Source organism: Pseudomonas sp. CH61, from assembly GCF_059429415.1.
In genome coordinates, this window is the sequence record NZ_CM182098.1 from 383,073 (window position 1) to 400,432 (window position 17,360).

Genomic DNA, 17,360 nt, shown 5'->3' on the forward strand with positions numbered 1-17,360 from the left:
TTTAAACCTCGAAAACGCCTCGATCGACAGATCGGGGCGTTTTTGCATGCAATCCGGGTGACAGGCGAACGTGACGCTTGCGCCGTGTATCAGGTACAATTCCCGGCTATTTTTCGGCGGGCTATGCCTGCAGCCTTTTTGAGTGTTGATCCGTGAGTGATTTGAGTCATATCCGCAATTTCTCCATCATCGCCCACATTGACCATGGCAAGTCGACGCTGGCCGATCGCTTCATCCAGATGTGCGGCGGCCTGGCCGAGCGTGAAATGGAAGCCCAGGTACTGGACTCCATGGATCTGGAGCGTGAACGCGGGATCACCATCAAGGCCCACAGCGTTACCCTCTACTACACCGCCAAAGACGGCATCAAGTATCAGCTGAACTTCATTGACACCCCGGGCCACGTCGACTTCACCTATGAAGTCAGCCGTTCCCTGGCTGCCTGTGAAGGTGCGCTGCTGGTGGTCGACGCCGGTCAAGGCGTTGAAGCCCAGTCCGTGGCCAACTGCTACACCGCCATCGAGCAGGGCCTTGAGGTCATGCCGGTGCTGAACAAGATCGACCTGCCGCAGGCTGATCCTGATCGCGTCAAAGACGAAATCGAGAAGATCATCGGCATCGACGCCACCGACGCCGTCACCTGCAGCGCCAAGACCGGCCTGGGTGTCGACGAAGTGCTCGAACGTCTGGTGCACACCATTCCTGCGCCGACCGGCAACATCGAAGATCCGCTGCAAGCGTTGATCATCGACTCCTGGTTCGACAACTACCTGGGCGTTGTCTCCCTGGTGCGCGTGCGTCATGGTCGCGTGAAGAAGGGCGACAAGATCCTCGTCAAGTCCACCGGCAAGATCCATCTGGTCGACAGCGTTGGCGTGTTCAACCCGAAGCACACCGCTACTACAGATCTGAAGGCCGGCGAAGTGGGCTTCATCATCGCCAGCATCAAGGACATTCACGGTGCACCGGTCGGTGACACCCTGACCCTGAGTTCCACCCCGGACGTTGAAGTGCTGCCAGGCTTCAAACGCATCCAGCCACAGGTTTACGCCGGTCTGTTCCCGGTCAGCTCCGACGACTTCGAAGATTTCCGCGAAGCGCTGCAGAAGCTGACCCTCAACGACTCGTCGCTGCAGTACACCCCGGAAAGCTCCGACGCACTGGGCTTCGGCTTCCGTTGCGGCTTCCTTGGCATGCTGCACATGGAGATCATTCAGGAGCGTCTCGAGCGCGAATACGACCTGGACCTGATCACCACCGCGCCAACGGTTATTTTCGAACTGGTGCTGAAAACCGGTGAAACGATTTACGTTGACAACCCGTCCAAGCTTCCGGATGTGTCGTCGATCGAAGACATGCGCGAGCCAATCGTGCGCGCCAATATCCTCGTGCCGCAAGAGCACTTGGGTAACGTCATCACCCTGTGCATCGAGAAGCGTGGCGTTCAAGTCGACATGCTGTTCCTCGGCAATCAGGTGCAAGTCACTTACGACCTGCCGATGAACGAAGTGGTGCTGGACTTCTTCGACCGTCTCAAATCCACCAGTCGCGGCTATGCTTCGCTGGATTACCATTTCGACCGTTACCAATCGGCTAATCTGGTGAAACTGGACGTGCTGATCAACGGCGACAAGGTCGATGCCCTCGCATTGATCGTGCACCGTGACAACTCGCACTACAAAGGTCGCCAGTTGACCGAGAAGATGAAAGAACTGATTCCTCGTCAGATGTTCGACGTAGCCATTCAGGCCGCCATCGGTGGTCAGATCGTTGCCCGGACAACCGTCAAGGCGCTCAGAAAGAACGTATTGGCCAAATGCTACGGTGGTGACGTCAGCCGTAAGAAGAAACTGCTCGAGAAGCAAAAGGCCGGTAAGAAACGCATGAAGCAGGTCGGCAACGTGGAAATTCCACAAGAAGCCTTCCTTGCCGTGCTCAGGTTGGATAGTTAGGTCCTATGTCACTAAATTTCCCGCTGTTGCTGGTCATCGCCGTGTTCGTCTGCGGCCTGTTGGCGTTGCTTGATCTGTTGATCCTGGCACCGCGTCGGCGTGCTGCCATTGCCTCTTATCAAGGCAGCGTCAGCCAGCCTGACGGGGTAGTCGTTGAAAAACTGAACAAAGAACCGCTGCTGGTTGAATACGGCAAGTCGTTCTTCCCGGTGTTGTTCATCGTGCTGGTGCTGCGTTCGTTCCTCGTGGAGCCGTTCCAGATCCCTTCGGGTTCGATGAAGCCAACCCTGGACGTCGGCGACTTCATTCTGGTGAACAAGTTTTCTTACGGGATCCGCCTGCCGGTGATCGACAAGAAAATCATCGAAGTCGGTGATCCGCAGCGCGGCGATGTGATGGTGTTCCGCTACCCGAGCGATCCGAACGTCAACTACATCAAACGTGTGGTCGGCCTGCCGGGTGACACGGTGCGTTACACCGCCGACAAGCGTCTGTTCGTCAATGGCGAGTCGATTGCCGAGCAGATGGTCGGCGCCGAGCCGGGCACACTGGGCAGCGCCGAACTGTACAAAGAGAAACTGGGCGCGGCCGAGCATCTGATCCGCAAGGAAATGAGCCGCTACCGCGCCACGCCGGATCGCTCGTGGACAGTGCCTGCCGGGCACTACTTCATGATGGGCGACAACCGCGACAATTCGAATGACAGTCGCTACTGGGATGATCCAAACATTCCCAAGGATCTGCTGGGCATGGTTCCCGACCAGAATATCGTCGGCAAGGCCTTCGCGGTCTGGATGAGCTGGCCGGAACCGAAACTCAGTCACCTGCCGAATTTCTCGCGGGTTGGCCTGATCAAGTAATCACACACGGCGCTGTTGACCACAGCGCCGAATGCATTTCTGGAGCCGGCACAATCGGCTTCGCAATCGCCAGGATTTAATTTTTGAACACAGCGTTAATTGTCCCAGGCCTGCGCCGCATCCCGGCGATGGCAGTGGAATCCAGCCACGAACTCAGCGTGGGTAAACCGTGAGCGTTTCTCTAAGCCGTCTCGAGCGCCAGCTCGGCTACACCTTCAAGGATCAGGAGCTGATGCTGTTGGCCCTGACGCACCGCAGTTTTGCCGGGCGCAACAACGAACGCCTGGAATTCCTTGGTGATGCCATCCTCAACTTCGTCGCTGGCGAGGCGCTGTTCGATCGCTTCCCGCTGGCCCGCGAAGGCCAGTTGTCGCGTTTACGTGCACGCCTGGTAAAAGGTGAGACGCTGGCCGTACTGGCGCGCGGTTTCGACCTTGGCGATTACCTGCGACTGGGCTCCGGCGAGTTGAAAAGCGGCGGTTTCCGTCGCGAATCGATTCTGGCCGACGCCCTCGAAGCGTTGATCGGTGCGATCTACCTCGATGCCGGCATGGACATGGCGCGTGAGCGCGTGCTGGCCTGGCTGGCTGGTGAGTTCGAAGGTCTGACACTGGTCGACACCAACAAGGATCCGAAAACCCGCCTGCAGGAACACCTGCAATCGCGCGGTTGCGATCTGCCACGCTATGAAGTGGTGGATATCCAGGGCGAGCCGCACTGCCGAACCTTCTTCGTCGAGTGCGAAGTTGTCTTACTGAATGAAAAAAGCCGAGGTCAGGGTGTGAGCCGTCGTATTGCCGAACAGGTAGCGGCCGCTGCAGCACTGATTGCCCTGGGCGTGGAGAATGGCAATGACTGATACAAATGCAACTCGCTGTGGCTATGTTGCCATCGTCGGCCGTCCCAACGTCGGTAAGTCGACGCTGCTCAACCACATCCTCGGCCAGAAGCTCGCGATCACCTCGCGCAAGCCGCAGACCACCCGCCACAACATGCTCGGGATCAAAACCGAAGGTGACGTGCAGGCGATCTACGTCGACACCCCCGGTATGCACAAGGGTGGCGAAAAGGCCCTGAACCGTTACATGAACAAAACCGCTTCGGCGGCGTTGAAAGACGTCGACGTGGTGATCTTCGTGGTCGATCGCACCAAGTGGACCGACGAAGACCAGATGGTTCTCGAGCGCGTGCAGTACGTGACCGGCCCGCTGATCGTCGCGCTGAACAAGACCGACCGCATCGAAGACAAAGCCGAGCTGATGCCGCACCTCAGCTGGTTGCAGGAACAGCTGCCGAACGCGCAGATCATTCCGATTTCCGCGCAGCACGGGCACAACCTCGAAGCGCTGGAAAAGGTTATCGCTGATCATCTGCCGGAGAACGATCACTTCTTCCCGGAAGACCAGATCACTGACCGCAGCAGCCGTTTCCTCGCCGCTGAACTGGTGCGCGAGAAAATCATGCGCCAGATGGGCGCCGAGCTGCCGTACCAGATCACCGTCGAAATCGAAGAGTTCAAGCAGCAGGGCAAGACCCTGCACATCCACGCTTTGATCCTCGTTGAACGTGACGGCCAGAAGAAGATCATCATTGGCGACAAGGGCGAGCGCATCAAACGCATCGGCACCGAAGCGCGCAAGGATATGGAGCTGCTGTTCGACTCCAAGATCATGCTCAACCTGTGGGTGAAGGTGAAGGGCGGCTGGTCCGACGACGAGCGCGCGCTGCGTTCGCTGGGTTACGGCGACCTGTAATCAGCGTTCCAGAGAACACCGATACCCACTGTGGGAGCGAGCCTGCTCGCGAAGGGATGTAACATTCAGCATTGATGTTGACTGTCACTCCGCTTTCGCGAGCAGGCTCGCTCCCACAGTGGTTTTGGGTTGTGTGTAAATCTGCGTTTCTTCATCGAGAACTCAATGTCGCAAAACCCGCCTCCCGCCCAACCCGCCTACGTCCTGCACTCCCGCGCCTACCGCGAAACCAGCGCGTTGGTGGATTTCCTCACGCCGCAAGGGCGGCTGCGGGCGGTGTTGCGCAGTGCGCGGGGCAAGGCCGGGACATTGGCGCGGCCGTTCGTGTCGCTGGAAGTCGAATTCCGTGGCAAGGGTGAGTTGAAGAATGTCGGGCGCATGGAGAGTTCTGGCACTTCGGCGTGGCTCAATGGCGAGGCGCTGTTCAGTGGGCTCTATCTCAATGAGCTGCTGATCCGTCTGCTGCCCGCTGAAGATCCGCACCCGGGTGTATTCGATCACTACGCCGCGACCTTGCTGGCACTGGCTGAAGGTCGTCCGCTGGAGCCGTTGCTACGTTCGTTCGAATGGCGACTGCTGGACGATCTCGGTTACGGTTTTTCCCTGAACACCGATATCCACGGCGAGCCCGTCGCGGCAGATGGTCTCTATCGCCTGCAAGTGGATGCGGGGCTGGAGCGAGTCTTCCTGCTGCAACCAGGCCTGTTCAACGGCGTTGAATTATTGGCCATGGCCGAAGCCGACTGGACCGCTCCCGGCGCTCTCTCTGCTGCCAAGCGCTTGATGCGTCAGGCACTGGCCGTTCACCTGGGCGGTCGTCCCCTCGTCAGTCGCGAACTGTTTCGCAAGCCCTGATCACCCCGTATGCTGTGCGCCGAATCTCTCAATTCAGGAGCGCATCCGTGACCACCAGCAATCGCATTCTTCTTGGCGTGAACATCGACCACGTCGCCACCCTGCGTCAGGCCCGTGGCACGCGCTACCCGGACCCGGTCAAGGCTGCACTGGACGCGGAAGAGGCGGGTGCCGATGGCATCACCGTGCACCTGCGTGAAGACCGTCGGCACATTCAGGAACGCGACGTACTGCTGCTCAAGGATGTGCTGCAAACCCGCATGAACTTCGAAATGGGCGTCACCGAAGAAATGATGGCGTTCGCCGAGCGCATCCGACCGGCACACATTTGCCTGGTCCCGGAAACCCGTCAGGAGCTGACCACTGAAGGCGGTCTGGATGTAGCGGGGCAGGAGGAACGCATCAAGGCAGCGGTCGAGCGTCTGTCGAAGATCGGCAGCGAAGTGTCGCTGTTCATCGATGCGGACGAGCGGCAGATTGCTGCGTCGAAGCGCGTCGGTGCGCCTGCGATTGAACTGCACACCGGGCGCTACGCCGATGCCGAAACCCCGACCGAAGTGGCTGAAGAACTGAAGCGTGTGGCGGACGGTGTGGCGTTTGGTCTGGCCCAAGGCCTGATCGTTAACGCGGGTCACGGTTTGCATTACCACAACGTTGAAGCCGTCGCGGCGATCAAGGGCATCAACGAACTGAACATCGGCCACGCGCTGGTGGCGCATGCGTTGTTCGTTGGCTTCAAGTCTGCGGTATCGGAAATGAAGGCGCTGATCCTGGCGGCTGCCAAGCACTAAAGGTCACCGCATAACAACTGTGGGAGCGAGCCTGCTCGCGAAAGCGTGGTATCAGTCAAAGATGATGTCGACTGACACGACGCCTTCGCGAGCAGGCTCGCTCCCACATTTATTTTTGCGGTGTTTTTTAGAGCGGGGCAGGTTCTTGAGTGGGCTTTGACTTGTCGATGCCGGGCACATGCAGATTGCCTTCTGCCACCTGATCGCCCTCAAGCTGCGGCTGCGTCACCCAGGTCAAAATGTCGTAGTAGCGACGAATGTTCGCCACAAAATGCACCGGCTCACCGCCCCGAGCGTAGCCATAACGCGTCTTGCTGTACCACTGCTTCTGCGACAGGCGCGGCAGAATCTTTTTCACGTCCAGCCATTTGTCCGGGTTCAACCCTTCCTTGGCCGTCAGTTTGCGCGCGTCATCCAGATGACCGCTGCCGACGTTGTACGCCGCCAGGGCAAACCAGGTGCGATCCGGTTCCTTGATCGAATCGTCGAGCTGATCCTTCATATAAGCCAGATATTTCGCCCCGCCCATGATGCTTTGCTTCGGGTCGAGGCGGTTGGACACGCCCATCGCCTGCGCGGTGTTCTGGGTCAGCATCATCAACCCGCGCACGCCGGTTTTCGAGGTGACGGTCGGCTGCCACAACGATTCCTGATAACCGATGGCCGCGAGCAGGCGCCAGTCGACTTTCTCTTTCTTCGCGTAGTTCTTGAAGTGCTGTTCGTATTTCGGCAGGCGCTGCTGCAGGTGCTGGGCGAAGGTCGTGGCGCCCATGTAGCCAAGCACGTCGACGTGGCCGTAATAACGATCCTTCAAGCGTTGCAGGGTGCCGTTCTTCTGCACCTTGTCCAGATACGCGTTGATCTCGTTGAGCAGGCTGTTGTCTTCGCCCGGGCCAACCGCCCAGCTCTGGCTGCGCGCATCGCCGAGGTCGAAGGCCACACGAATATTGGTGAAGTACACCTGATTCATCGCCACTTCGTTGGAATCGACCAGAGTCAGGTCAATCTGACCTTCATCGACCATGCGCAGCAGGTCGACCACTTCAACTGCGTCGGACTCTTCGTATTCGATAGCGGGGAATTTCTTTTTCAGCTCCGCCAGTTGTTCGGCGTGAGTGCTGCCTTTAAGCACCATGATCTTTTTGCCGACCAGATCACCGGGATCGGTCGGCCGCGACTGGCCATTGCGATAGATGATCTGCGGGGTGACTTCAAGGTAGGAGTGCGAGAAGCGCACTTGCTGCTTGCGCTGTTCGCTGCTGACCAGACCCGCGGCGGCCAGCACCGGGCCGTTCGGCTTGCCGATCTGATCGAACAGGTCATCGAGGTTGTCGGCGGTCTCGATCTTCAGCTCGACACCCAAATCGTCGGCGAAGCGTTTCACCAGCTCGTATTCGAAGCCGGTTTCACCGCTGCGATCCTGAAAGTAGGTGGCGGGGCTGTTACGGGTAATCACCCGCAGCACACCATCCTCCTTTACGCGCTCGAGTGTGTTGGGTTTATCAACACAGCCACCGAGCATCAGGAAGAGTCCGGTTGCGATCAGCCATTTGGCGTACCGCGGACGCAAAGCCGTTGGGAAAAACATCTGCGCAGTATACGCAAACGGCCGCGGGCGCCATATCTCGACAGTGCAGGGCGAGTCTGCTAGCGATCACAAAACCGAGCTAAACCCCGCAGAAACGGGCCTTTACGGCTTTTTGTTACAGTAAAAATAAGCGGCATCTGAATAGCTGATTTACCTGACTCTGAAGTCGGAAACACAGATTGATACTCGAGTGCAACCGTGCGTAGCGTTTCGGGTGATGTTGAGGGCGGTTTAGGCTAGAATGCACGGCCTCAAAGCACACCCCTTCCCGAGGCTGTCCCGAAGATGTTGATCCTGCGCGGCGCTCCTGCCCTTTCTGCCTTTCGCCACAGCAAACTCCTTGAGCAACTGAGCCAGAAGGTTCCAGCTGTCAGTGGCCTGTATGCTGAATTCGCTCACTTCGCCGAAGTCACCGGCGTCCTGACCGGCGACGAACAGCAGGTGCTAGCGCGCCTTCTGAAGTACGGTCCAAGTGTTCCGGTTCAAGAGCCGACCGGCCGTCTGTTTCTGGTGTTGCCGCGTTTCGGCACCATCTCGCCATGGTCGAGCAAGGCCAGCGACATCGCCCGCAACTGCGGCCTGAGCAAGATCCAGCGTCTGGAGCGCGGTATCGCCTTCTACGTGGCCGGTCAGTTCAGCGAAGCCGAAGCCCAGCAGATTGCCGACGTGCTGCATGACCGCATGACCCAGATCGTGCTGGCCAACCTCGAGCAGGCCGCCGGTCTGTTCAGCCACGCCGAGCCGAAGCCGCTGACTGCAATCGACATCCTCGGTGGTGGTCGCGCCGCGCTGGAAAAAGCCAACACCGAGCTGGGCCTGGCCCTCGCCGAAGACGAAATCGACTATCTGGTCGACGCCTTCAACGGTCTCAAGCGCAACCCGCACGACATCGAACTGATGATGTTCGCCCAGGCCAACTCCGAGCACTGCCGCCACAAGATCTTCAACGCCAGTTGGGATATTGATGGTGAGAACCAGGAAAAAAGCCTGTTCGGCATGATCAAGAACACCTACGTGATGCACAGCGAAGGCGTTCTGTCGGCTTATAAGGACAACGCCTCGGTGATCGTCGGCAACGTCGCCGGCCGTTTCTTCCCGAATCCTGAAACCCGCCAGTACGGCGCGGTGCAGGAGCCGGTGCACATCCTGATGAAGGTTGAAACCCACAACCACCCGACCGCGATCGCCCCGTTCCCGGGCGCATCGACTGGTTCGGGCGGCGAAATCCGTGACGAAGGTGCCACCGGCCGTGGCGCCAAGCCAAAGGCTGGCCTGACCGGTTTCACTGTATCCAACCTGCAGATCCCGGGCTTCGAACAGCCGTGGGAAGTGCCGTACGGCAAGCCTGAGCGCATCGTCACCGCGCTGGACATCATGATCGAAGGCCCGCTCGGCGGCGCCGCGTTCAACAACGAATTCGGTCGTCCGGCGCTGACTGGCTACTTCCGTACCTTCGAACAATCGATCACCACCCCGCACGGTGACGAAGTTCGCGGTTACCACAAGCCGATCATGCTCGCTGGCGGCATGGGCAACATCCGCGAAGAACACGTCAAGAAAGGCGAGATCGTCGTTGGCTCCAAGCTGATCGTTCTCGGCGGCCCGGCGATGTTGATTGGTCTGGGTGGCGGCGCCGCTTCCTCGATGGCCACCGGCACCAGCTCGGCGGATCTCGACTTCGCTTCCGTGCAGCGTGAAAACCCTGAAATGGAGCGTCGCTGCCAGGAAGTCATCGACCGTTGCTGGCAACTGGGTGACAAGAACCCGATCAGCTTCATCCACGACGTCGGCGCGGGCGGTCTGTCCAACGCCTTCCCGGAACTGGTCAACGACGGCGACCGCGGTGGCCGTTTCGAACTGCGCAACATTCCCAACGACGAGCCGGGCATGGCCCCGCACGAAATCTGGTCCAACGAATCCCAGGAACGTTACGTTCTGGCGGTCGGCCCGGAAGACTTCGCGCGCTTCCAGGCGATCTGCGAACGTGAGCGTTGCCCGTTTGCCGTTGTTGGTGAAGCCACTGCCGAGCCGCAACTGACCGTCACCGACAGCCACTTCGGCAACAACCCGGTGGACATGCCACTGGAAGTGTTGCTGGGCAAAGCCCCGCGCATGCACCGTTCGGTGGTTCGTGAAGCCGAGCTGGGCGATGACTTCGATCCGTCGAACCTCGACATCAGCGAGTCCATCGAACGTGTTCTGCATCACCCGGCCGTGGCGAGCAAAAGCTTCCTGATCACCATCGGCGACCGCACCATCACCGGCCTCGTGGCCCGTGACCAAATGGTCGGCCCGTGGCAGGTTCCGGTGGCCGACGTTGCCGTCACCGCCACCAGTTTTGATGTCTACACCGGTGAAGCGATGGCGATGGGCGAGCGTACTCCGCTGGCATTGCTGGACGCTCCGGCGTCGGGCCGCATGGCCATCGGCGAAACCCTGACCAACATCGCAGCTTCGCGCATCAACAAGATCTCCGACATCAAACTGTCGGCGAACTGGATGTCTGCTGCCGGCCACCCGGGCGAAGACGCGCGTCTGTACGACACCGTGAAAGCGGTCGGTATGGAACTGTGCCCTGAGCTGGGCATCACCATTCCGGTGGGCAAGGACTCGATGTCCATGGCCACCCGTTGGAACGACAACGGCGAAGAAAAAACCGTGACCTCGCCGATGTCGCTGATCGTGACCGGTTTCGCGCCAGTGGCTGACATCCGTCAGACCCTGACCCCGGAACTGCGCATGGACAAGGGCACCACCGACCTGATCCTGATCGACCTCGGTCGCGGGCAGAACCGTATGGGTGCTTCGATTCTTGCTCAGACACACGGCAAACTTGGCAAACACGCGCCGGACGTCGATGACGCCGAAGACCTGAAAGCCTTCTTCGCGGTGATCCAGGGCCTCAACGCCGACGGTCACCTGCTGGCTTACCACGACCGCTCCGACGGTGGTCTGCTGACCTCCGTGGTGGAAATGGCCTTCGCCGGCCACTGCGGTCTGAGCCTGAACCTCGACAGCGTTGCCGAGTCCTCGGCAGAAATCGCTGCGATCCTGTTCAACGAAGAACTGGGTGCAGTGATCCAGGTTCGTCAGGACGCCACGCCAGACATTCTCGCGCAGTTCAGCGCGGCCGGTCTGGGCGACTGCGTGTCGGTGATCGGTCAGCCGATCAACAATGGCCAGATCAACATCACCTTCAACGGTGACACCGTGTTCGAAGGCCAGCGTCGTCTGCTGCAACGTACCTGGGCTGAAACCAGCTACCAGATCCAGCGTCTGCGCGACAACGCTGACTGCGCCGAACAAGAGTTCGACGTGCTGCTGGAAGAAGACAACCCGGGCCTGAGCGTCAAGCTCAGTTACGACGTCAACCAGGACATCGCCGCGCCTTACATCAAGAAAGGCATCCGCCCACAGGTTGCCGTGCTGCGTGAGCAGGGCGTCAACGGTCAGGTGGAAATGGCCGCTGCGTTCGACCGCGCCGGTTTCAACGCAATCGACGTGCACATGAGCGACATTCTCGCTGGCCGTGTCGACCTGAACGAGTTCAAAGGTCTGGTGGCCTGCGGTGGTTTCTCCTACGGCGACGTTCTCGGCGCCGGTGAAGGCTGGGCCAAGTCGGCGCTGTTCAACAGCCGCGCCCGTGATGCCTTCCAGGGCTTCTTCGAGCGTAACGACAGCTTCACCCTCGGCGTGTGCAACGGTTGCCAGATGATGTCCAACCTGCACGAGCTGATCCCGGGCAGCGAGTTCTGGCCGCACTTCGTGCGTAACCGCTCCGAGCAGTTCGAAGCGCGCGTGGCAATGGTGCAGATCCAGGAATCGAACTCGATCTTCCTGCAAGGCATGGCCGGTTCGCGTATGCCGATCGCCATCGCTCACGGTGAAGGTCACGCCGAGTTCTCCAGCGAAGAAGCTCTGCTGGAAGCCGATCTGTCCGGTTGCGTGGCGATGCGTTTCGTCGACAACCATGGCAAGGTCACCGAGCGTTATCCGGCCAACCCGAACGGTTCGCCGCGCGGGATTACCGGTCTCACCAGCCGTGATGGCCGTGTGACGATCATGATGCCGCACCCGGAGCGTGTGTTCCGCGCCGTGCAGAACTCGTGGCGTTCGGAAGACTGGAACGAAGATGCACCTTGGATGCGTATGTTCCGTAATGCACGTGTGTGGGTTAACTAAGGCCTGTGTACAAGCTGGCGTTTTTTGTTCCTGACAGTCATGTCGAGGTGGTCAAAGGGGCTGTGTTCGCTGCCGGTGGTGGGCGGATCGGTGACTATGACCACTGTGCTTGGCAGGTGCTTGGGTCTGGTCAGTTTCGGCCTTTGGACGGTAGTCAGCCGTTCATTGGTGAGATGGGGCAGGTTGAGCGGGTTGAGGAGTGGAAGGTTGAGCTTGTGGTGGCGGATGAGTTGATCGTTGCTGTTGTGGCGGCGTTGAAGCTCAGTCATCCGTACGAGACACCGGCTTATGAAGTGTGGCGGCTGGAAGATTTCTGATCTTTCTTGCTGCTGAAACAGGAAACCCGTAGATGAGTGATTGTCTGCGGGTTTTTTGTTGCCTGCGATTTGCTTTTCTGTAGGAGTGAGCCTGCTCGCGATGGCGCCCTGACAGGCGACCATGCTCTGGCTGACTGAGTGAATATCCGTTTCTTCGGGGGCTGCGGCTGGCGGTTCCGCCCTTACGGCGGGTCACCTTTTCCAAACGCCGAAAAGGTAACCGAAAAGGCTTGCCCCAACGTTCGGCCCACTCGCTAAAGCTCGGGGTTCCTTCGCTCCGGGATCTATCCGGGCGCATCGCCTACGGTTTGCTTCGCTGCACCTCCTCTCGATGCATTTGGCTGCGCCAAACGGTCGCTGCGCTCCCACCCCCGGATAAATCCCTCCACTCAGCCTGCCGACGGGGCCGGTGGATCAAGATCAAGAGCTGCAGCCGAGCTAACGCTCATCCTGTTGAGTGGTGAGGAGCGGGCTGGTGGTGGTGCTTTGCTCTGCTCTGTGGGAGCAGGCTTGCCAGCGATGGGGCCTGGAGGTGACGAAACTATTTGGCGGGCTTCGTGTTTTGGCTGGCCAGGTACTCTTCCAGGGTTAGTTCGCTGTTCCGGTCCTTGTTGTATTCATCCCAAACCCAAGTTCTCATGGTTTTTTCAAAGCCTTCGGTACCGCTGGCGAACTCTTCGAAAGTCAGAATTCCGTCTTTATTTTCATCAAGATCTCCGAAGGTTTTTTTCAGATGCTCCAGTTGTTCTGCGTCCGTCATTTTCTTTGCCATGTCGCAGCCATCCTTTTTGAGTTGAGCTTAGGGTTATCAAGGCTACGACATGAAAACTGCCTGATTCAGTCAACGTAATAAGGTTGATCAAGGCGGTCAACTGTCAGACCTGACAGTTGACAGTGCCGGCAATGTGGTGGGGGCAGCCGAGCTGGCGCTCATCTTGTTTGAGTGGTGTGTGATCGACTTGGGTTTTGTGCTGGATTCGCCCCTCATCGGAACGCCGCCCGCCCAGCCCTCTCCCGAGGGAGAGGGCGCCGATTTGTGTGCTATTCAAGCCTGAGTTTGATTCGGAGAGAGGGGGCCGATTTGTGGGGGGCGAAACTGAGTTCGGCTAGGGGAGGGAGAGTGACGAATTTATGGGCTTTTCAAAACCTGAGTTCGGCTCGGTCTTTCACGTCGGTGTATCTCGCCCGAACACCTCGGTCAGTCCCCTCTCTCTCTGGGAGAGGGCTAGGGTGAGGGTTTGCTTTTGGCTGTTTAATGATGTGTCGAATAGCCAGAACCTTCCCACAAGGTTTTCAGGTTGTCCGTCGGACGTCGGGTCTCTAGTCTTTGGTTGTCACCGCAAATCGGTGATCGGGTGTGAGAACCCGGTAAGAGGTTTTAATCAAACGTCAGTAGCACCATAATCGCCGCCAGCTCATTTGCTGCCGGTGATGTTCTATGGCGGCTGTGTGCGGGCGGACTTCGGTTCGGCCGGGTTGATCTCTTACCGGTTTCTCACTCCGCACATAGCTGCCACCTCTTCGTCGCGTGAGAAACGACCAGTGATGGCTCAATCATTGATTAGAGATCATTGCAATGACTAAGCCCGTACCCGATCCACCCGAAACCAAAACCCCACTCGAAGAAGCCCTCCGCGCCGAAGACCAGGCCCGAAACCGCGAAGCCATCAAACGCGCCCTCGACTTCTACCTGTGCCCCGAACCCGCAAAGCCCCGCCGACCGAGCACCATGTTCATGGTCTGCCCAGAGGTCGACACCGAAAGCCTGCTCGCCCACGCCTGCGAATCGTTAGCCTCGGCAAGCGCTGCTACCAGCAACTTTGCCAATGAGCTAACCGGCCTGCAGCGCAGCACCGCGCTAGGCATCCAGCAAATCATCATGCTCGCCGAACTCGCGGTAAACCGGGCGCTGGATCGAGTCGATCCACAAACCTGACGATCGCGTCATCGTTGATCGCCAGCAGGCTCGCTCCCACATCTAAAATACATTCCCTGTGGGAGCGGGCTTGCTCGCGAAAGCGTTTTCGCAGTTGTCCGAATACTTCCTGTACCTCATCAAATAGCGGATTTTTCCTACCGTTTTTTCAGGTTGTCCCTCGGAAGTAGCCTCTTTAACTTGGGTTGTCTCTGGCAAACAGCGAGCTCGGCAATAGACCGCTAACGGGATATTGCTCCTTTCGCTGAAGCCATCGACATGACTCTGAGGTTGAAAATGGAGCTACTTCCCGTCGTCACACCCCGCATCAACACAAGCACCGCGCTGGGGCGGGCGCTGGTATCGATGTTCAAGTCAGTCGAGGCAGAACTGATTCAAGAGAACTCAGCACCTGGGGCGGTCAAGATTATTGTATTTGGAGGGTGTGCAGTTCACCTCTACACCCATCACCGCATATCTTTGGATGTCGATGCGGAAATCTATGAGGCATGCATTCCGGCAGGATTCGACCTGCGTACGCTGCTGGCGACGGTGCCGGAGCCCTTTGTCGATGAGCTTTCTGCTCGAAAGATGGAGCTGAACTACGACCTGCAATACAACACTAGCTTTGGCCCGATTCATGAGGATTATTGGTCGCGAAGTATTCCCATGTCAGAGTTTTCGCTGGAGTCTCCTCTACACATCCATATTGCTGCGCCCGTCGACATAGCCATTACAAAGCTGGGCAGGGCTACAGATCACGATATCGCAGACATCAATGCCCTTCTGAGGTGCGGGTTCATACTGACCAGCGAGCTCCGGCGTCTGGCATTGCAGGCAATTGATGTATATGTTGGCAATAAAGCGCAACCGACCTCGGTTCTGAGCAACATATTGCAAGACTATCTGGAGAAAGCAGATGACGAAGTTGAATGACGCTCACGTCCTCTCATCCGCGTTAGACACTCTCGTCAGAAGCCCTCTGAATCAGGCCGACGACGTTGCACTGGTGAATGCTGCGAAAGAAGTCTGGTACTCGGATTCAAATGTTGAAAGCGAGGTGAAGGCCTTTCTGAAACATCATAGCGATGACATTGAACGCCGCCGCGCCGCCTACCTGTTGGAGCGATTTACTCGTTTCTCGTGTGTCTCGGATACCCGCGTATTGGAAACTCTTCATGCGCTGGAGCTTTTCGCGCACTCGACACCGAAGCAGGATGTCGCGCCTCAAACAAAGGTTTCATTACGCAATCGCAAAGATGAATTGGCCGTCTCTTGGGGGTTAGCAGAAAGTCTTGGATTGAAGGTTCAAACGCTGATGCCATTTCAGACCCGCCATTACCAAGCGGAACAGCATTCATCCTGAGCCGAATTTGTTGGCGATGAAAAACCCGGCCTAAGCCGGGTTTTTTGTGTCGATTAAACCTTCACACTAACCTCGCTGCGGTTGACCAGGCTTTCCAGTGCCCCGCTCAAACTCGCCGCCTTATCGCCCAGCAGCAAATGCCAGACCCCGCCATCCAACTGGCTGACACCGTGACATCCCAGATCCTTCAACTGCGCCTCGGACAACGCCTTGCCATCCGCCAATTGCAGGCGAATCCGCGTCATCGCAATGCAATCCAGTTGCAGCACATTGTCGCCGCCGCCCAACGCGTTCAGCCATTGCTGCGCCTCGGAACCGGCAACGGCCATAACTTTCGGCTCATCAACAACAGCGGTTTCAACCAAAACAGCACGCCCCAACGCCGGCATCGCCAGACGAATCTCATCGGCAATACTATCCGCCATCGGCCCGACCACAACCTGCAAACTCCCGCCTTTACCCGGACGCACAACCGCCATCGCACCCAGCGCTTTCAGATCCGCATCCGACACCTTATTGCGATCAACCATCTCCAGTCGCAGCCGCGTGGTGCACGCGCCAACCGTTAGCAGATTTTCAGCACCACCCAATGCCTTGATGTAAGCACCGGCGCGTTCGTTCTCAGTCAGTACGGCTTTTTCACTGACCGCTACATCCTCGCGCCCCGGCGTCTTCAGATTGAAGCGACGAATACAGAAATCAAACACCGCGTAATACACCACGGCATAGGCCAGCCCGACTGGAATCACCAGCCAGCCATTTGTGGATCGGCCCCAACCCAGCACCATGTCGATGAAACCGCCGGAGAAGGTGAAGCCGAGGTGGATGTTCAACGCATTGGTAATCGCCATCGATAACCCGGTCAGCAGCGCATGCAGCAGATACAACAGAGGCGCCAGAAACATGAAGGCAAATTCGATTGGCTCAGTCACCCCGGTCAAAAACGACGTCAATGCCATCGACAGGAAAATCCCGCCCATCACCTTGCGGCGTTCCGGCAGGGCGTTGCGATACATCGCCAGACACGCCGCCGGCAAACCGAAGATCATCATCGGGAACATGCCGGTCATGAACTGGCCACCCTTCGGATCGCCGGCGAAGTAGCGCGACAGGTCGCCGGTTACCAGCGCACCGGTGGTTGGGTCGGTGAAGTTGCCGAACACAAACCACGCCATGTTGTTGAGGATGTGGTGCAGGCCGGTGACGATCAACAGGCGGTTGAACACACCAAACACGAACGCGCCGAGGCTGCCGCTTTCCATCATCAAGGCGCCGAAGCTGTTGATGCCATGCTGGATTGGCGGCCAGATATAGCCGAACACCACACCGAGGCCGACCGCTGCAAACCCGGTGACAATCGGCACAAAGCGTCGTCCGCCGAAGAACGCCAGATACTCCGGCAGCTTGATGTCCTTGAAGCGGTTGTACAGCGCGCCGGCCATCAGGCCGCTGACGATGCCGGCGAGCATGCCCATGTTGATGCTCGCGTCGAGCACCTTGAGCGTGGAGATCATCACCAGATAACCGATCACCCCGGCGAGGCCGGCGGTGCCGTTGTTGTCCTTGGCGAAACCGACGGCGATACCGATGGCGAAGATCATCGCCAGGTTGGCGAAGATCACTTGGCCGGCGTCGTGGATGATCGCGATGTTCAGCAGGTCGGTGTCACCCAGGCGCAGGAGCAAGCCGGCAATCGGCAGGATTGCGATCGGCAGCATCAGCGCACGGCCAAGGCGTTGCAGGCCTTCAATGAAGAGTTGGTACATGGCGTTTGTCCTTG

The 17,360-nt window shown here is 58.4% G+C and carries 14 protein-coding genes; 11 read left to right on the top strand and 3 right to left on the bottom strand.

The genetic code is table 11. The features are described 5' to 3' along the window. Nucleotides 1-152 precede the first annotated feature (152 nt). The 6 genes from lepA (at nt 153) to pdxJ (ending at nt 6,212) form a co-directional block, all read left to right on the top strand. Nucleotides 153-1,952 carry a translation elongation factor 4 gene (gene lepA, locus AC5SEM_RS01665; RefSeq protein ID WP_034154800.1) on the top strand — a complete coding sequence of 600 codons (1,800 nt, stop codon included), beginning with the start codon at nt 153-155 and terminating at the stop codon, nt 1,950-1,952. 5 nt (nt 1,953-1,957) lie between these two features. Further along, the gene (gene lepB / locus AC5SEM_RS01670; RefSeq protein WP_007909027.1) at nt 1,958-2,812 is read left to right on the top strand and encodes a signal peptidase I; all 855 of its coding nucleotides are present in this window, start codon (nt 1,958-1,960) and stop codon (nt 2,810-2,812) included. A 169-nt stretch (nt 2,813-2,981) separates the two neighbouring features. Further along, a complete protein-coding gene (rnc, locus tag AC5SEM_RS01675; RefSeq protein ID WP_016986099.1) occupies nt 2,982-3,671 on the top strand; it encodes a ribonuclease III in 690 nt (229 codons plus the stop codon). Next, complete coding sequence (gene era / locus AC5SEM_RS01680) at nt 3,664-4,566, top strand: GTPase Era (RefSeq protein WP_016771562.1); 903 nt, start codon at nt 3,664-3,666, stop codon at nt 4,564-4,566. The genes rnc and era overlap by 8 nt, the downstream gene beginning before the upstream one ends. Nucleotides 4,567-4,731: 165 nt before the next feature. Next, nucleotides 4,732-5,421 carry a DNA repair protein RecO gene (recO, locus tag AC5SEM_RS01685; RefSeq protein WP_116028683.1) on the top strand — a complete coding sequence of 230 codons (690 nt, stop codon included), beginning with the start codon at nt 4,732-4,734 and terminating at the stop codon, nt 5,419-5,421. Nucleotides 5,422-5,468: 47 nt separating this feature from the next. Beyond that, entirely contained in the window at nt 5,469-6,212 is a 744-nt protein-coding gene (gene pdxJ, locus AC5SEM_RS01690) for a pyridoxine 5'-phosphate synthase (RefSeq protein WP_038357694.1), read from the top strand. Nucleotides 6,213-6,339: 127 nt separating this feature from the next. Here the strand turns inward: pdxJ and mltF are convergent, their stop codons facing one another. Next, nucleotides 6,340-7,800: a membrane-bound lytic murein transglycosylase MltF gene (mltF, locus tag AC5SEM_RS01695; protein WP_212622915.1), complete on the bottom strand. Its 1,461-nt coding sequence runs from the start codon at nt 7,798-7,800 to the stop codon at nt 6,340-6,342. 285 nt (nt 7,801-8,085) lie between these two features. Here mltF and purL point away from each other — a divergent pair, with 285 nt between their 5' ends. Further along, nucleotides 8,086-11,982 carry a phosphoribosylformylglycinamidine synthase gene (gene purL / locus AC5SEM_RS01700; protein ID WP_495472042.1) on the top strand — a complete coding sequence of 1,299 codons (3,897 nt, stop codon included), beginning with the start codon at nt 8,086-8,088 and terminating at the stop codon, nt 11,980-11,982. A gap of 5 nt (nt 11,983-11,987) precedes the next feature. Then, nucleotides 11,988-12,299, top strand: coding sequence for an NGG1p interacting factor NIF3 (locus AC5SEM_RS01705; RefSeq protein WP_495472043.1), 312 nt, complete (start codon nt 11,988-11,990; stop codon nt 12,297-12,299). 541 nt (nt 12,300-12,840) lie between these two features. Here AC5SEM_RS01705 and AC5SEM_RS01710 read toward each other — a convergent pair. Further along, nucleotides 12,841-13,071, bottom strand: a complete 231-nt coding sequence (locus AC5SEM_RS01710) for a hypothetical protein (RefSeq protein ID WP_495472044.1) — start codon at nt 13,069-13,071, stop codon at nt 12,841-12,843. Between the two features lie 804 nt (nt 13,072-13,875). Here AC5SEM_RS01710 and AC5SEM_RS01715 point away from each other — a divergent pair. From AC5SEM_RS01715 to AC5SEM_RS01725, 3 genes are all read left to right on the top strand, one after another. Beyond that, nucleotides 13,876-14,235 carry a DUF6124 family protein gene (locus AC5SEM_RS01715; RefSeq protein WP_495472045.1) on the top strand — a complete coding sequence of 120 codons (360 nt, stop codon included), beginning with the start codon at nt 13,876-13,878 and terminating at the stop codon, nt 14,233-14,235. A gap of 258 nt (nt 14,236-14,493) precedes the next feature. Further along, nucleotides 14,494-15,150 (top strand): DUF6036 family nucleotidyltransferase, encoded by a 657-nt coding sequence (locus AC5SEM_RS01720; RefSeq protein ID WP_495472046.1) that lies wholly within the window; start codon nt 14,494-14,496, stop codon nt 15,148-15,150. Then, nucleotides 15,134-15,580 carry a hypothetical protein gene (locus AC5SEM_RS01725; RefSeq protein WP_064393272.1) on the top strand — a complete coding sequence of 149 codons (447 nt, stop codon included), beginning with the start codon at nt 15,134-15,136 and terminating at the stop codon, nt 15,578-15,580. Before AC5SEM_RS01720 ends, AC5SEM_RS01725 begins: the two co-directional genes overlap by 17 nt. 53 nt (nt 15,581-15,633) lie before the next feature. On the opposite strand, the gene nagE is transcribed toward AC5SEM_RS01725, so the two are convergent. Further along, nucleotides 15,634-17,346 (bottom strand): N-acetylglucosamine-specific PTS transporter subunit IIBC, encoded by a 1,713-nt coding sequence (gene nagE, locus AC5SEM_RS01730; RefSeq protein WP_495472047.1) that lies wholly within the window; start codon nt 17,344-17,346, stop codon nt 15,634-15,636. Nucleotides 17,347-17,360: the final 14 nt, after the last annotated feature.

Bases quoted from the DNA above. Each gene is read 5' to 3' on its own strand.
- lepB (WP_007909027.1), top strand. From the start codon at position 1,958: ATGTCACTAAATTTCCCGCTGTTGCTGGTCATCGCCGTGTTCGTCTGC.
- era (WP_016771562.1), top strand. From the start codon at position 3,664: ATGACTGATACAAATGCAACTCGCTGTGGCTATGTTGCCATCGTCGGC.
- recO (WP_116028683.1), top strand. From the start codon at position 4,732: ATGTCGCAAAACCCGCCTCCCGCCCAACCCGCCTACGTCCTGCACTCC.
- mltF (WP_212622915.1), bottom strand. From the start codon at position 7,800: ATGTTTTTCCCAACGGCTTTGCGTCCGCGGTACGCCAAATGGCTGATC.
- purL (WP_495472042.1), top strand. From the start codon at position 8,086: ATGTTGATCCTGCGCGGCGCTCCTGCCCTTTCTGCCTTTCGCCACAGC.
- AC5SEM_RS01710 (WP_495472044.1), bottom strand. From the start codon at position 13,071: ATGGCAAAGAAAATGACGGACGCAGAACAACTGGAGCATCTGAAAAAA.
- AC5SEM_RS01715 (WP_495472045.1), top strand. From the start codon at position 13,876: ATGACTAAGCCCGTACCCGATCCACCCGAAACCAAAACCCCACTCGAA.
- AC5SEM_RS01720 (WP_495472046.1), top strand. From the start codon at position 14,494: ATGACTCTGAGGTTGAAAATGGAGCTACTTCCCGTCGTCACACCCCGC.
- AC5SEM_RS01725 (WP_064393272.1), top strand. From the start codon at position 15,134: ATGACGAAGTTGAATGACGCTCACGTCCTCTCATCCGCGTTAGACACT.
- nagE (WP_495472047.1), bottom strand. From the start codon at position 17,346: ATGTACCAACTCTTCATTGAAGGCCTGCAACGCCTTGGCCGTGCGCTG.